Here is a 16,987-nt window from a genome sequence, read left to right as displayed (position 1 = left end):
ATAACCTGCACTGGGTACTGGATGTTTCGTTCTCCGAAGATGCTTGCCAGGCTAAAGCGGGAAATAGTGCTGAGAACCTATCGATTCTCAGGCGTATAGCATTGAATACGATCAAGAAAAACAAAGGCAATAAAAGCATTAAGAGGCACCGGAAAATAGCAGGCTGGAACCATGAGCATTTGGAAATGCTTCTTTGCTCTATCGTACTAGATTGATGCAATCGCCCTGGCTGAATATCAGGTAGATTATCCAAAAGGTTTAAGGCGGTTAGCTGCACCTCTGGAATATCAACCCCTATAGCTTCTGCCAGACGCATGGCCGTATATTCATTCTCTGGCACATGGCGATGAATCGTTGATGGCGTTTTGATAATCCAGCCATCATTGGCGTGACCAGCCTCATTAAGAGCAATATGAAAACGACCATCCTGCTGACGGGATGAAAACTTCATCTGAACACCAGCCAATGAAAATTTCTGTGCACTATTCCTGACATCAATGTGTACAGGTTCAACCTGATCACGGGCGGTTAGAGCCCAGGCTGGCAGTGCTCCTAACGCAACAGGCTCCGCAACAAGTGCTCCCGGCAAGTTGCCTCCCGTCCAGGCTAACAGTGGAAACTCGTGATCCTGGTGTATTTTCAAGCTGGATGCCATCCACTCCCTCAAGGCTCCCTCCGGGAGTAAATTGGAAAGCACCGGTGCTAATCGCTGATTATGTATTGGATTTTTTTTTAAATAATCAGCGTTAACCTTCTGACTCAACGTGTACGTTGGTCGATCATCATCAGGCAGAGCCATATATTCAGGGTCAAACGAAAGGATATTCTTGCCACCTGAATAATGAGTAAGAATACCCACTTGCTGACCATGCAGGGTGAGTGAAAGCGCTTCTACAGTTTCATGCAATGCATGTTTAATCTTGCGCCGCGCCATCACTCATCCTCCATTCCTTTAAAAACTGATGACCAGCTGGAAGACTTATCTTTCTCTTCATCTCTGCCAGTCTCTGCTCGCTCAGGAAGTTCCATTGCATTTGTCACTCTTTTCACTTGATCCTTAGGTATCAGCATGAATTCCAGGTCCATACCTTCAAGTATCCGTAAAAGCGTCGAAAGACGGGTGTCTCCTCCCTTTTCTATGCGTTGATACTGCTGCTGAGTCATGCCGATTTTCATCAACATATCCTTTTGGTTTAACCCCAAGGCTTTACGTCGCTCCTGAAGAGCTCCGGGTAACTCCCATAAAGATTTCACCAATAAAACCTCCCTCAGAACAAATACAACATATTGGCTGTATATTTTAGTATAAACAGTATATAAGTTGTATCAAGATCAAAAAACAATATGTTTGTTGTATTGGTGAGAGGTATCTACCCAGGTTTCCTGGAAATTATGAGATACAGACCATCAGATAAGCCGTAATGCCCGCATGCAGCAAAAGTTAAGTGGGCAGATAGGCTTTTTGGTTAGGGGGGGCTATCATGGCTTCGCACGGCCAGCCAGCGCTTACGAGCTTTGTAATAACTGGCTGCATCCTGAAAACCAAGATTAATAGCGATAGTGTTATCACTTATTCCAGCCTCTTTGTATTTGACTGCTGCGCTTTTTCTAACAGAATCGAGAATATCTCTGTAAGACGTACCTTCATCTTTGAGTTGTCGGTATAGTTTTGATCGACTCATGTAAAGTCGCTGACATATTGTTTCAATGCGGCTGTAATGCACGGTATCACTTTCAATCAGTTTCCGGACTTTATAGCTGGTGTTTCTTTGGCAGTGCGAGAGAAACTCTGTTGCTTTGTTTCGCAATATATCTTGTAAGTAAGTATTGGAAGTCTGAATAGGCTGGTTGAAGATCTCAGCTTTAAATTCAATGAAGTTATCGTTATTGGAAAAGGTGAGGTCAGGGCCAAAAAGAATCTGATGCAGGGTTTGATCGACTGGTTGTTGATGACGAAACCCGGCACGAATCACTTTGATTTTTTGTCCACACAAGAACTCCGCCCAGGCCATTAAGGCGGCTATGCTACGCTCGACTGCGGGAGCGGGGTAATGACTGTCTTGAAACCTGAAACTAAGGCGTAACGTCTGTCCCAGGTCTTCCAGTGTCCAGTATTCCGAAGGGTTCAAAAGCTCTATATAAGCCTGAAATGTGTGAAAGGCGTGAGCCAGCGTATCGCACTGGGAAATCCAGTTAGCCAGGATACCTTTGGCCTGAAGATTAACTTTCTGACCAATTTTTAAACCCATATAAGAGGCTGCTGGATGTTGTTCCAGTATCTGCCATAACCGGATGAGTTCAGATTCAGGAAGGCGCATCTCCTCAATGACCAAACCTGATTGTTGCTGGAGCTGTAGTTTTAAATGGTGAATATCAGGGAATCTTTCTCTGAAGCCTGCTTCGGAGAGAACCTTTGCTTCAACCAGCTCATTAGCAAGGTCCAGTACAGCTATGGCAGAAACCGTATGAAGGTGATTGGTAATGGGGAAAATCTGACTCATTTATTATCCCTTTTGAAACGAAAAGCCCTGTTTTTGCAACAAACGGACATACATTTCAGTAGTGAAGAACTTTATCATTGTCGTCTACAAAAGAGTGAAAAGACAATGTCAGAAGAGTCGACTATTAGCAACCTGGAAATGTTGAGAAGAGTTATTCCTTCTCCTCCAGCTATGTTGTACAAACGAGTACTTCCAGAACTTGATAATTACTGTCAGGAGTTTATTCGGCAATCAAGTTTGGCCGTTTTGAGCTTCGTTGATGACTCTCTGGGATTTCATTTTCTGGATTGTGAGGAGTCCCTTAAAGTAGCAGAAAATCAGGAGTTGATTTTCACCTTACCTCACGGAACCCGTGAAACAAGGGATTTGCAGAATATTCAGGGGAGTCTTTATTTTCTTGTATCAGGTATTGGTCATGGGTTGCGAGTTAATGGTTATGCTGTGCTAAGTCGTGAAGGCATTCAGTTCAAAGTGACTGCAGCCTATTTTCATTGCTCGAGAGCGATGGCTCGGGCCAACTTCTGGGAACACGGGAATCATCACTTAAACATTGAAAAGCCCTGTAATGGTAAAACACTTTCATGTATGGCTTTGGACTGTATTCGATTATCGCCCTGGCTGTTACTGCGCACTCAGAACAGAAATGGCGAAACAGAGTTATCTCCCCGTGGAGACCCCGCAGGATTTGTACAGGTTTTGGATGAAAAAACACTACTTTTACCTGAGCGGCCCGGTAATAAAGTAGCGATAAGCCTCACGAATATTCTTGATAACGCAAACGTTGGTCTGGCTTTTCTTGTTCCGGGGCAGCCGTGGGTTCTGCAAGTGTTTGCTACTGCACGGTTAACGCTGTCAAGGCAGAGGCTTGAGTTACTCTGCATTCGCGGGAAACTGCCGAAGGTGGCCATAGAATTATCTGTGAAACACTGGGCGATCTATTACGAAGAAGCTCTACTGAATGCCAGGATGTGGGAACCAACTACCCATTGTAAGAAAACATCTTTAACGCCATTCTCAAAGGTGATTGCTGAACATATGAACGGTTCTGGGGTTCTTGGTAAGCTGTCTGCACCGATAGTGAATGCAGTGGTAAAAAAAGATCTTAAAAATCTGTATTAAAAGGAAAACTGTAATCTCTGTCTGTTGAGTCGCGGAGTTTATTTGAATAACTGCCATATTGCTTTTGCAGCATCTGGAGGAAGCATTCGATGAATAACTTTTCGCATTTTATATATTCAGCAATGCTGAGTTCGATGCTTGGTTGAGAACACCCCCTAATCCCCTTTTCTTGCTTTTCGTTTCTTTTGATCAATAGAAAGTTATCTGTTGCATTATCAATAGGTTTTTTATTCTGTGAAGGGTAAGATGTGGTTGTTGTATGGACACAAGAATAATTACAAATGCGTATAGCCATTGACGGTAAGAGTGATATCGGGCGCAAGCGCGATGAAAACGAAGATGCCATTTATTTTAGTGGTGACAATAATGCTCCGTTCTCATTTATTATTGTTGCTGATGGTATGGGTGGGTATCACGGTGGTGCAACCGCGAGTCGGTTGGCGATAGAGAAAATCTCCCAACGCTTACACTTCGTTCAAAACAGAACATTTTCAACCTGTACTCCCCATCAGAAACCACTGATTCTCAAATCAGAGCTTCTTCAGGCTATTAACGATGCTAACCAGACCATTCTGGATTGCAAAACAGCCCAGCCCCTGTTTCGACAAATGGGAACGACGGTTGTTGTTGCCATTATGTGGGAGTCCACGTTGATTGTTGGCCATGTTGGCGATTCCCGGGCATATATGTGGACCATGCAGAACGGTCTTACCCAATTAACTCGCGATCATTCTGTTGTGCAGCAGATGATTGATAACGGCTCTTTAACCGAAGAAAATGCCAGAACCAGCAAGGTTCGCAATCAATTAACAAAGGCGGTAGGTGTTCATCATAAAGTTGAACCCATGATTTCAGAATTCAGTTTGCAGAATGACTGTTTATTACTGCTTTGCTCTGATGGTATGACTGAATACTTTAGCAATAGCGATATCGAGTTTGTAATGGCGACTCATCGCCCGGCATTAGAATGCTGTTATCGATTTATTGATGAATCGAATGCTCAGGGTGGGAAAGACAATATCACTGTAGCTATTGCCGAGTATCAGAAGCATGGGATATCTGCATATAACACTCAACCTCAGGAAGATAAGACCGTTCCTTATTCTTTGTAGTTTCAGTTGGTTCTATTGGCATGTAACCATGCTCTAATAAAACAAAGATCCAATAAAAAAGCCGCTTGTTAAAACAAGCGGCTTTTTCGTGTGTGCCCTAAGATTATTCTCCAGAGCAGCCGCCAGATTCTTCTGGAGTTGCGCAATCATTACCATTGATGCCGTCACCACCTGCAGTTGCTTCAATGGGCAGCCCTTCGATTGTGGCGTTGCCGTTTTGAACCAGCATAAAGTCACCTGCCTGTGGATCACCTGCACTGTTTTCCGCCACACTGAAACTACTGATTTCAGTGAAGATGGCAGGATCAACATTACCCAGTTGATTCACCAGTTGCTGAGAAGAGCTGCGGAACCCTGAGAGGGCAACAGCTTCAGAAACAGACAACAACCGTTCACCAATGGTGCTTACTTTGGCCTCAGCATCGGTAAACAGGGGAGAGACATACTGGTTTGCAACAATGTCCACAGTGCCTCCAACTTCTGTGTCAATCAGGAATTGCAGTTCCTGCGAGCCAACCGTTTGACCTGCAGACAAACTGATATCGCGAGCCTGGATGTGCACACCATCTCCATCAGCTAACAAGCTGCCATTGACACTGTTGAGATCAACCTGACCGCTACCACCTGCAGACACCAGGCCATTGATGAGTAGGTCACCATTGGTCACCTCAACAGCAACATCTCCACCACTGATAATGTCATCAACTGTGAGGGTGTTGCCTGCAGTGATATTGACTGCACCAGTAGAGTTGGAATCAATCACATCCGTTTTGGCAAAACCGTTGACTCCTCCGGAGGTGCTCAGGGTCATTTTGGCAAACTGAGGTACAGCTCCTGTCTCAATGGATGTGTTCAGGGAGTTCTCAGTACGAATTTCATTAGCTGACAGAGAAATGGTTGAATTGGTATTCAAGGTGATGGTATCCAACTCATGGCTCAAACGCTCAAAACCTGTGAAGTTCTTGCCACCTAGGCTTGATGTTGTCAGCTGCAGATCCCAACCCAAAGCGTTGCCATCAATGGGGGTGCGATTGACCAGTAAATCTTCGGAGCCGGTGCCACCGGTCAAGGTGACCAGAGAGTTAACCTCACCGTCAACATAAACTGTGTCGTTGCCATCGCCACCATCAATGCTGGTAACACCTGAGAAGTTAACGCCACGACTGTCCAGTTCTCCACCACCCTGCCATTGAATCAGGTCATCTCGGGCGCTGCCGGTGAAGGAGCCATTGCCGCTCTGATCCGTTGCCCCTTCGATATTGAGGAATGTCATATTAGACACCATAACTTCGTTATCAGCACTGTCACCCAGTGTCCAGGACAGACTGTTACCCAGTAGTTGGTCAGCACCATCACCAGCAAGAATCATGCGAATACCCGTGATACCCATACCGTAAGCAGAGAGTTCATCTGTTCCGGTAATGTTGAAGGTGTCTGTTTCGGCTGTGCCCGTCAGCTGCCCCCGGTTATTGTCTTCAACTCTGGCAATACCGCTGAAGTTCATGGAACCAACGGAGAAGGCTTTATTTCCTCCGGTCAGCTGCCAATCAATGGTGGCATTACTGCCCGCTTCAGCTATATCGTCCCCTTGGCCCACGATCGTGCTGATACCGCTGAAACTGATGTCTTTCGCATCAAAGCTGTCAGCACCTGTCAGGGTAAAGGTGTCAATGCCGTCACTTCCCTCAACAGTACCTTCACCGCCATCCTGAATAGAGTTGATATTGGTAATGGTAATGCCATTGGTCAGAATAGCCTTGGCATCTTCCAGAAGTTTCCAGACGGCGTTATCGCTGGAGACTATGTCCTTGTCCAGGGAACCATTGCCATCCAGATCGTCGATACCGGTAAACAGAATGCCGTTGGCAATCAAGGAGTTTGGCGACTGGTTTTCGTTAAGATCAAACTCATCATCCCCGGAGGTGCCAACAACTTTGCCGCGGGCACTGGCTGTACCGGTGTCAGTAACCTGTTCAACATTGCTGGCAGTAATACCGGCGGCACCGACTTCATTGGTTTGTTCGGTCAATGTCCAGGTTTCGCCAGAGCCTTTCAGGGTGTCTGTGTCGCTGTTAGTGGCGTTTTCGCCAGCGTCCAATGACGTGACACCGTTAAAGGTCATACCCTGCGTATTGACGCTGTTGGTACCGGTGATCGTAAACGTTTCATTAGCTTCAGAACCAGTAAGAGCACCGTTTCCGGCAGTGTTTACTGTACCAATATCATGAAAAGTGACTGTCTGATTTGAGCTGTTAGTGGTGGAGGCAGTATTCACATTCCCAGACAGCTGCCAGTTGTCCCTGTCAGAGTTAACGACATCGGTTTTATTGCTGTGTCCGGTGTAGGCTGTTGCTCCCTGGTATTCAATATCGCCAACAGTGAGGTTGTCGCGAGCCTGGGTAACAACTTGATTGGCATCGCTGCTATTTTGAATGCCTTTTGAAGTAGCTATCTCGGCAATGCTATTCAGTGTGTACTTGCCTTTGCTGGTGTTGCCAGAACCTTTCACTTGCCAAAGATCGCTGCCACTGGTGTTGTCTGTGACATGATCGCTGTCACCGGTGTAGGTGGTTACGTCTTCAAAGGCGATACTGTCAGCCGTGCTGGCAACAGTGAGAGTGTTGTCGCTCAGAGTGACTTCTTTAGAACTTCCTGTAGCATTTTGCAGGGCATTGTCCGTTCTTACCTCGGCAATATTCTTCAGATCATAGCCATTTTTGGAAGCTTTCAAAGTGTTCGCAGTGGCATCGTCTACCTGAACCTGCCAGGCAAGGTTGTCAGATGTGCTGTCGATGATTATGTCATCGGCACCGGTATAGTCCTGTGAACCTTGGTAATCGACACCTGCCAGATGGATGCGATCATCATGCAGAGTGGTCGTTTGAGTGCTGCCTGTATCGTTGGTAACACCATTATCGGTTTTCAGGGTCTCAATATTGCGTAGTTCGTGGTTGCCCTTGTGGGCTTCACCAGTCCCTTTGGCTAACCAGTTTCCGGTGCCGTTGGTCTGGTCATCGATAATATCGCCATTCCCTGAACGACCGGTGTAATCAGTGCTGCCCTTAAACACCATGCCCGCCACGGTCAACTGGGTGTCTTCCAGTGTCACGCTCTGGCCACTCTGACTGTTATTGCTGACTAGGCCAGTGGTTGTAATCTCGCTGCTGCCTTCCACGGTGAGCTGGTGAGTTTGTCCGTAAGCAATACCGGTATCAGTCACATCCCAGTCACTGGTGCTGACTTCGGCAATGTTCTTACCGGTTTTCAGATGTTTGATGCCGGAAAGGCTCTGGCCGTTCTTGCTGACAGTACGTTCGCTATCCACAGACCAGCTGTCACTACCACCAGTACTGTCGGTCAGAATATCGCCTGCAGTATCACCGGAATAGCTGGTGTTGGTGCCCTGGAAGTCCACTCCGGCAACTGTCAGGCTGTCGTCGTCCAGTGTTATAGCCTGGCTGCTGCCGGTTTTATTGGCAATGCCTTTGTCAGACTGAACAGAGTTAATGCCAGTCAGGCTATAGGCCGCTTTTCCAGCCCTCTCTTTGCTGACAGCATGAGCTCCGGTTGCCTGCCAGTCAGTGGTTTCGGTTGTATTATCTTCAATATGGTCACCGGCACCGGTGTAAGACGTCGTGCCTTGGTAATCGATTCCGGCAACTTTCAGACTGTCGTCGTCCAGTTCAACAGTCTCGGTTGCTGGAGTGCCAGTGTCGTTGGTGACTCCGCGGGAGGTGTTCACGCTCTCGATATTGGTCAGCTGGTGAGTATCAAAATGCGTCTCACCGCTGCCCTTGGCCAGCCAGTTGCCAGTTCCGGTGGTCTCATCAATAACATGGTCACCATCTCCGGCACGTCCTGCATAATCAGTACTGCCGTCAAACGTGATATTGCCAACACTTAACTGGTCGTCTTTTAATGTGACGTTTTGGCCGCTGTTTGTACCATTGCTGACTGCGCCTGTTGTATCCACTTCCGCAATATTCACAAATTGCCTGTTCGCGCCCAGCTGTGTGGCTGTGCGGTCACCATCAAGGCGCCAGCTGCTGTTGTTTTCATCGGTGATGGTATCGCCGCCGGTAGTTGCTTGATGACCGGCATAATGGTTTGCGCCGCCAAAGGAAATTCCCATTAACTCCAGAGCGTTGGTGGTGCGCTTAATGATGACATCTTTGAAAGTACCAGTGCTGTTGGTGAGGGCGCCTACAAGGTTCACCTGGTTGATACCGGTAAAGGCAATGTTGTTACTGGTCGCAATAGCCTTGTTGTTTTCTTCAGTGACTACCCAGGCTTCGCCTATCTTGCTGTCGATTTCCGCCGATGTGTCAACGGCATCAACCTCGGTGAAGCTCAGATTGCCACTGTCCAGAGCGTTATCTCCGGTGACAATCCATTTTTGATTACGCTTGTCGGAAACCTTATCGCCCTTATCTGTAGGAGCTGTTTTCTCGTGCCCTTGATAGTCTGTCGCATCGGCAAAGTTGATATCGGCCAGCTGCAGGCTGCTATCAGCTTTCAGCTCAACATCAAGGCCATCACCGGTTGCGTTGGATACCGTGCCGACATTGGTGATTTCAGTATCGGTGTCGGTAAACGTGAAGGTAATGCCATCACTTTGGGCTTTCTGGCTATCTGTTACAGACCAGGCGCTGTCAGCTGTTCTACCTGCCGCATTGGTCGCTGTGGTTACACTGTCAATGCCAGAGAAGTCCACTTGACCTGTATCAGCGCTATTGGCACCAGTAATGTTCCAGCCCTGAGTTTGTGTACGGTTATCGTTCACGTTATCAGTGCCAGAACCTACATAGCTGTTAGCGCCGTTAAACAGGATATCTCCGGCGGTTAATGCATTGTCATTACCAGTTATGCCCACTGTGACATCAAGGTCGGCAGCCTGGTTCTGGATGGTGTCGATTCCGGTAAATTGGTCAATCCCGGTCAGGTCATAACCACTGTTATCAGCTTCGGTGTTGAGATGTTTCACAGCCGTCAGATACCAGACGCGACTAACGGTATCAGTGATGTTATCTAAACCAGAACCAGAATAACTGCGGCTACCAGTGAAGGTGAGGCTACCTGTAGAAATAGTTTCTTTGGTAATGTCCAGGCCGTTTTCGTTGATAACGGCCTGGCCCAGGCTGATGTCAAGCTCGCTGCCTGTGTCGTTAGATAGGGCACCGGTACTGGCCACGCTGTCTATACCAGAGAAGCTGCGACTGTTCATGCTATCAAGCTTTTGGTCAGCTCCAGTGCTGGTGATAGCCCAGTCTGTATTTGTGGTGTCGTTAATATTGTCGCCACCGTTACCAATATAGTCACCAGCATTTTTGAAACTGATACCCAAAGCATCAAAGGCTGTTGTGATGGCTCCTGAAATCAGGCTGAGAGTGATGCTTTGTTCACTGCCAGTAGCATTAGTGAGGCTTCCTGCAGTATCGACAGAGGAGGCACCGCGGAAGGTAATATGGCCATCGGTTGTTGTGGTAACAGGAGAAGAACCACTGCTATCAATATTGACTGACCAGTTGCTGTTCTGGCTGTCGACAATAGCTCCGGCATTTTGCACTGCACTGATTTTGCTGAAAGTGATCAGGTTATTGCTGGCAGCATCCCCTGAGCGGGCGGTGTAATCGCCAGTGATTGTCCAACCCGTGCCACGGTTATCAACAAGACTGTCGCCATTGCCATCCATACCGGTATAACCGGAAATATCCAGGAACGTCAGATCGGCGACAGAAAGGGAAGAGTCACTGTTGAGAGTAGCTTTCTGGGTGCTGAACTCGTTGGACACAACACCTACATTGGATATTTCAGGAGTGCTGCTTTCCAGGGTAAACAGAATGCCATCACTTTGGGCCTTTTTACTTCCTTTAATAGCCCAGGCGCTATCTGTCGTACGACCCCGAGCATTGCCCGCGGTAGAAACTGCATCAATATCATTAAAGGTGAGGGTATTGCTGCTGGCGTCATTGTTATCAGTGATTTGCCAATCCGTGGGTGTCGTACGGTTATCGTCGATAGTGTCCTGGCGTGAGCCCAGATTATCACCATCAAAACCTGTAGCCCCTGTATAGGCAACCTGGTTGAGTGTCAGGTCACCGTCATTAACGGTCACTGTTTGTGCTGTGCTAACGCTCGAAAAAACCCGACCTGCGGTAGTGACTTTGGAGGTGCCGACAAACTCTACTGAGCCTGCTTTGGCAGAGTTGTCACCTGTGCTTTCCCAGTTATTGGTGCCGGTTTCGGTAATATCCCCCTGGGTATTTACGCGTGCAATATTGGTGAAGGCCCGTGATTCAGTATCAGATACAATCTGGCTGGCATCATGATCGTCATCCAGATTCCAGCTTTTATTGGTACTGTCGGTTACGATGTCAGTCTGGCTGCTATGACCGGTATAACCTGTCGCATCTGCAAACTGAATATCATTAACTGTAAGAGACTGGTCGTTGTTAATGGTGGCTGTTTTACCAGCCGATGTCTGATTGGACACAAGACCAACATTGCTGATTTGTGGTGTTTGACCATTACTATGCTGGAAATTAAAGGTAATTCCGTCACTGCTGGCTGTGAGGCCATCCTTAACAGACCAGGCGCTGTCCGCTGTTTTTCCTGAAGCATTGTTTGTGGTTGTAATGCTATCAATACCGGAAAGGGTGAGAGTTCTATTCCCATTGAGTCCATCACCAGTTCGCGCGCCAATGGCTATAGCACTTACATCAGGATCGGTATCAATAATACTCCAGTCCTGTCCGGTTCTATTGTCTGTGACGTTATCGCTGCCATTACCGGTGTAGCTGGTCACCGTACTGAATAGAATATCGCCGACGTTCAGTTTGCTGTCTGGCCGAATAACAACTTCAGCTCCACTGCTGTAGATAGAAGAATGTTCAAGGGACGTAATACCACCGTTTACTTCATCAACGTGACTTAACAGGAAACCATTGTCTGCTGCTGTGTCGTTCAAACGATTAATGCCGGTCAGGTACCAGGTGGTACCAAGAGCGCCATTGATGGTGTCCGTCTGGTTGGCATCACCAATATAACCACTGAGATGACTAAACAGGATATTGTGAGCAGAGAGCGTTGTCGCCGCACGGTCTATGGTGACGGTTAGGTCGGCGCCGGTAATATTGGACACTTTCCCTGTAGAAGTGACACTGTCAATACCGGTAAAGAGTCGCTCATTATTCAGTCCATAAATCTGGGATGCTGCGTTATCCCCTTTTATTCCCCAGTTTCTGTTGGTTTGGTCATCAATATTATCAATGCCATTGCCGGTGTAATCACCGGTGCCGACAAAGAGGACGTCATTGAGTTTCAGGGTTTCAACCGTGTTAGTGTCTACTGTCTCTTGATTCAGGATAACCGTCTGTTCGGCAGACAGGCTGTTATCAATATCGCCATCTGTTGTTACCCGGCCGATATTGGTAAAGGTCTGCTGGTTGGCTCCGGGGTTGCGAATGATTTCGGTATCTGTGGCCTGCCAGTTTTGAGTGCTGCTCTCTTCAACTTTGTCATTGCGGCCGTCAGCGCCGTCAAAGCCAGCCGCATTGACAAAGTTCACGCCGTTTAACTCAAGGCTGTTATCCCTTGCGGTTACAGTTTGCTGGCCACTAAGCTCAGAGCTGACCCGACCCTGGGTGTTGATTTGCGATGCGGTGGTGAAGGTCACATTCTGCGCTTTGGCAGCATTCTGACCCGTGCTCACCCAGTTATTCGTGGAGGTTTCAGAAACAGAGCCACCACCCGTGACGGAGGTGATGCCTGTTAACTGTCTAATATCGTTCTGATGAGTATCTCTCTGGATAACTGTCTTGTCGCCATCCAGATTCCAATGGCTGGAGGTGTTGTCCTGAATACCATCAGTACCTGAACCTGTGTAATCACCATTACCCTCAAAAGTAATCTCAGCGACTTTCAGGGTATTCACAGTTGTGCCAGGCGACAGCTCTTCTGTGTTGAGCGTAACAGTTTGTTGGCCTGCTCCCTGATTGGCAATATCACCTTCGGTTTTGACTTTGGCTATACCGGTAAAGCCACGGCTTCCACTCACCTGAGTGGCGCTGTTTGTGGCTGTCACCTGCCATGTGCTGTCGGTGTTGTCGTCAACAATATCGCTGCCGGAGCCGGTGTAATTTGAGGCACCATTAAAGGTCGTGGCCTGAAGAATCAGGCCATTATTGGCAGCGTTAACAGTGACGGTTTGCTGGGAACCAGTATCATTTTCCAGTGTGCCGACATTGTTAATCGTTGTTACACCAGTAAAACTGATGTCGCTGTTGGTTGCCTTATAGGTCGTTATGCCTGTTAGCGAGTCGGTGTCACTGCCAGCTTTCCAGAGCGTATCGCCCAGGCTGCCATTGACAGTTGCTGTGGTATGAACACTATCGATACCGGAAAACGTCCTTAAGTCTGATCCTGTGCCGGTTCTGACCGCTTTAGGTCCGGCAACTTCCCAAGCAAGGTTTCGGTTATCAGTCACATTGTCAGTAATATTATCAAGGCCTGAACCTGTATAACGACGGCTGCCGGCAAAGGTGATGCCAAACAGGTTGATTGTATCTTTATTGGTGCCGTTTTCACGATCAAGCGTGACATCTTTTTCAGAACTGGTGCTGTTGCTAATACCACCCGTGGTTGCCACGTAATCAATGCCGGTAAAGCTGCGTTGGCCGTTACCAGTGCCAGTGTGTGCAGTGTTGTCGGCCGTTAACTGCCAGTCAGATATTGCAGTACGTTTATCCTCAATATTGTCGCTACCGGAACCAGTATAGGACGTAGCATCGGTAAAGAGGATATCTCCAGCTTTGATATCACTATTGCTTTCCAACGATACTGCGAGTTCCCCATTGGTTGCATTTTCAACAGAACTCACATTGGACATTTGATGAATGGCAGAGAGGTTGAAGCCAGAAGCATCCGCTTCGGTATTCAGGCTCTTGCTGCCTTGCAGGTACCATTGGCGCCCCAGGTTGTCAGTGACATTGTCCGCACCTGCTCCCGTGTAACTATTGCTACCGGTAAAGAGGATACTGCCGGTATCAATTGTGTTTTTGATCAGGACATTTTCTGTCACCTGGTCGAGGGTAATATTGAGGGCTGCACCCGTGTTAGTGATGGCTCCAGTTGTATCAACTTCGCTAATATTGAAGAACGTCAACAGGGCATTATTCACTGCATCCCCTGTACGTGCCTGATAAGCACTTGTTATTGCCCAGTCTGCGTTACGGTTATCCAGAACTGTATCGTTATTGCCAGTAAGACCGAGATAGCTGGACGCACCTGCAAACGTGACATTGCCAGCTTTCAGAGAATCGTCACTCTCCAGAGAAACCTCAAGGTTGCCTGCTGTTTCGTTAATGACTTGGCCAACATTGGAGATGGTCGTGTCGTTATCAGTAAACTCGAAAGTGATCTGATCACTCTTGGCTTTGTTGGTTCCGAGCAATGACCAGCTGCTACTGTCGCTTCTGCCACGGGCATTGTTAGATGTTTTTACAGCATCAATATTATTGAAGAACTGCCCATCTTTCGTCACGCCTGTGCCGGGGTTTCTGATTGCCCAGCTGCTGCCTGTGGTGAGGTCTTCTACTGTATCAACACGGTTTCCTGTGCTGTCACCGTTAAATGTGTCAGCCCCTGAAAAGCGTATACCCTTTAACTCCATATCCCGGCTGCCATGAAACTTGACGGTTTGATCTAACGTGGAGCTGGAAGATACCTGGCCCAAAGAGTTAACACGATCAATACCGGTATAGAGAACGCCGTTGGATGTAGCGCTATTGGTGGTGTCTGAGGTCTGCCAGTTGCTGTCGTTACTGTCGGTGATATTGTCACCGCCGTTGCCTTGATAGCCAGTCAGGTTTTGAAATGTTGTATTTTCGTTTGTCAGTATGAGGTCACCGTTCCAAACCTGAACAGCGAGATCGCTGCCAGTCTGGTTTACAACATCGCTGGCCGTTGTCACCGTGTCTATATTGGAAAGTCGGAGATCCGCACTACTGTCATTTCCATCCGCCGATCGATGGAGGCTGAACTGTTTATTGCCTGTGACGAGAGCCTGATCAAAATCACTGGAGGCATCTTCAGTGAGAGTATCCTGGCTACCTAAGCCATCAATATCTTTCACATAGAACCTTTTGGTACTTCCAGTTTCCTGCAGATAGTAGTTTGATCCGTCATTGTAGAGGGTAAAGGTGTCCGCATTCTCTGTGCCTTCCAGCTTACCGCCGGAAACGGAAAAACTGATGGAAGAGGTGCCATCGCTATTGCGAATATACTGAGCGGAGCCTATTGCGATGCCGTCAACTTCTGAAGCAATATCCAGGTTAAGGTTCCCGGTGTTTACCGATGACGAAAATGAATTATCTGACAGTTTGTAAGTACCATCAGTAAATACAAATGTATCGCTGCCTGCCCCGGTGGTGAGAGTGAAATCAGAACCCTGACCTGTAAATGTGCCCAGCAGGGATGTGCTGGTTGACCCTGCACCATCACGACCAATGTTAATGTTGTGAGTACCAGTATCAGAGCCAAAGTAACCTTTAAGATCGATGGTTCCGGCATTGACAAGGTTTTGGGTGTTTACATTCAGATCTCCACCGCCGGTATCGACAGTGCCACTGGTGGCTACATGGAATGTATTGCCAGCATCAACAGTGATGTTGAAATCTCCACCATGATCATTGCCGTTATCATTTTTTCCATTTTCGACCGTGGCGTTGATCGCAATATCATTCTCGGCTTGCAGGGTCAGTGTTCGCTCACGGTCTTTTGCATCAACAGCAATAGCGGCGTTGATATCTATATTGCCCTTTTTATTATCATCAGTTTTTGTTGCAATCAGAGTTACATCAGAATCATTTGTAATAGCAGATGACAACGAGGTGTTTCTGATACCGCTGGTGTCCGAATCGGTGACTTCAATAGAGCTGGAGCGCAGAATAATACTACCGCGAGTTCCGCTGCTGTTGGCTTCTGCGTTCAGCGTCCCTGCTATATTCAGGTTCTCCTGTGCAGAAATCTCAATACGACCGCCGTCACGGCTGCCGGTTTTCGTAGCCCCCGCTTGTATACTGGAGCTGCCATCCAAAACCACATTTTTTGCGTAGTATCCGGTAGGGTCGTTTTCTAAATCTGAGCCAATGAGGACTTTACCGCCTGCATTTCCTCCATTGGCATTGATGAGAGAGCTGTTAGTCAGTGATATGTCATCACCTGCTAACAGAACAGTGCCGCCTATAGAGTTGGCGCCTGTGGCTGAGGCGTCGATAGTATTGGTATTAACAACATCGAATACGCTTCCGCCTGACCCGCGAAGGGTTATAGTTCCACCACTGGTGTGTATACCTCTGGCTTCAAGCACACCTTCGTTATTCACTGCGTTATCAAACAAACTGCTGGCCATATTAGCTTCCAGCAATATTTTTCCGGCCTGTATTGAGCCTGAGTCGGTGTTTAATACGGCAGAGTCAACGCCCAGAGAGGTTGAGGATTCGGCGTTAACGGCAAGGCCTAAATAACCATCTGCATCAAAGGTTAAAACAGTGTCTCCGCCCTTGGCTAAGGCTACCAGCCCTGCAGTGATTAACTGGGTATCAGTGTCTATTGTTCGGATAGTCCCACTGTTTTCAACTCGCCCACCCTGAAGTACAACACCTTTGGCCGCATTGATCATGCCACGGTTTATAATGGCACCTGAAGCGTTCCCTTCGGTAAACGCCAAACCGTCGATCAGATCACTGTTAAGGAAGTCGTTTCTATCGACAGTCAGTGTGGATGCGGTAAGGCTGTTGACATTGACTGTCGCGTTTTCAGAGAACAATATGCCGCGGGGGTTGACCAGGAGCACATGGCCATTGGCGTCTATCTGGCCGAATATCTGACTGGGGTTATTATCGATGATATCGTTCAGTACCAAGGCAGAAGAGCTTGGTTGTACAAACTTAACGGTTTCCCCTGCATTGATATTGAATTCCTGCCACTTAATGTAAGCCCTGGGGTCTGACTGGTTAATAGTCAGTGTATTTCCGGTTACGGGAGCAGTGGCTACGCCTTCGACTTCCACTATACCAGCAGGAAGTGCCATGGCCTGTTGCGAGCCTGCTGCGCTCAAGAAAATCAGTGTCGGAGCCATCATTATGCGATGCATGCTGATGGCCTGGGCGAGGGGCTTGAGGCGGCTTTTCCGTGTTACTGTCAGCTGTTCTGATTGGGTATCGATAGTATTCATTATGCTATCCATGCAGAAAT

5 protein-coding genes and 2 pseudogenes are annotated in these 16,987 nt (G+C 47.7%); 3 read left to right on the top strand and 4 right to left on the bottom strand.

The window, feature by feature from the left end; translation table 11 throughout:
• Positions 1-119: pseudogene (locus QMA35_RS13745) on the top strand (ISAs1 family transposase); the annotation flags it as partial.
• A 200-nt stretch (positions 120-319) separates the two neighbouring features.
• On the opposite strand, the pseudogene QMA35_RS13740 reads toward QMA35_RS13745, so the two are convergent.
• From QMA35_RS13740 to QMA35_RS13730, 3 genes and pseudogenes are all read right to left on the bottom strand, one after another.
• Positions 320-934, bottom strand: a pseudogene (locus QMA35_RS13740) (HipA N-terminal domain-containing protein); the annotation flags it as partial.
• Complete coding sequence (locus QMA35_RS13735) at positions 934-1,254, bottom strand: helix-turn-helix domain-containing protein (RefSeq protein WP_281647725.1); 321 nt, start codon at positions 1,252-1,254, stop codon at positions 934-936. The gene QMA35_RS13735 and the pseudogene QMA35_RS13740, both read right to left, overlap by 1 nt.
• 212 nt (positions 1,255-1,466) lie before the next feature.
• Positions 1,467-2,501 (bottom strand): AraC family transcriptional regulator ligand-binding domain-containing protein, encoded by a 1,035-nt coding sequence (locus QMA35_RS13730; RefSeq protein WP_281647724.1) that lies wholly within the window; start codon positions 2,499-2,501, stop codon positions 1,467-1,469.
• Between the two features lie 105 nt (positions 2,502-2,606).
• Here QMA35_RS13730 and QMA35_RS13725 point away from each other — a divergent pair, with 105 nt between their 5' ends.
• Both QMA35_RS13725 and QMA35_RS13720 read left to right on the top strand, forming a co-directional pair.
• The gene (locus QMA35_RS13725; RefSeq protein WP_281647723.1) at positions 2,607-3,620 is read left to right on the top strand and encodes a hypothetical protein; all 1,014 of its coding nucleotides are present in this window, start codon (positions 2,607-2,609) and stop codon (positions 3,618-3,620) included.
• Between the two features lie 281 nt (positions 3,621-3,901).
• Positions 3,902-4,732 carry a Stp1/IreP family PP2C-type Ser/Thr phosphatase gene (locus QMA35_RS13720; RefSeq protein ID WP_281647722.1) on the top strand — a complete coding sequence of 277 codons (831 nt, stop codon included), beginning with the start codon at positions 3,902-3,904 and terminating at the stop codon, positions 4,730-4,732.
• 103 nt (positions 4,733-4,835) lie between these two features.
• On the opposite strand, the gene QMA35_RS13715 is transcribed toward QMA35_RS13720, so the two are convergent.
• Positions 4,836-16,967, bottom strand: a complete 12,132-nt coding sequence (locus tag QMA35_RS13715; protein ID WP_281647721.1) for a filamentous hemagglutinin N-terminal domain-containing protein — start codon at positions 16,965-16,967, stop codon at positions 4,836-4,838.
• Positions 16,968-16,987 lie beyond the last annotated feature (20 nt).

Source organism: Parendozoicomonas sp. Alg238-R29 (assembly GCF_947331445.1).
In the GTDB taxonomy this organism is placed as follows: Bacteria; Pseudomonadota; Gammaproteobacteria; order Pseudomonadales; family Endozoicomonadaceae; genus Sansalvadorimonas.
Note: the sequence above shows the minus strand (reverse complement) of the source record. Positions and strands in the feature narration are given on the sequence as shown.

Bases quoted from the DNA above. Each gene is read 5' to 3' on its own strand.
- QMA35_RS13730 (WP_281647724.1), bottom strand. From the start codon at position 2,501: ATGAGTCAGATTTTCCCCATTACCAATCACCTTCATACGGTTTCTGCC.
- QMA35_RS13725 (WP_281647723.1), top strand. From the start codon at position 2,607: ATGTCAGAAGAGTCGACTATTAGCAACCTGGAAATGTTGAGAAGAGTT.
- QMA35_RS13720 (WP_281647722.1), top strand. From the start codon at position 3,902: ATGCGTATAGCCATTGACGGTAAGAGTGATATCGGGCGCAAGCGCGAT.
- QMA35_RS13715 (WP_281647721.1), bottom strand. From the start codon at position 16,967: ATGAATACTATCGATACCCAATCAGAACAGCTGACAGTAACACGGAAA.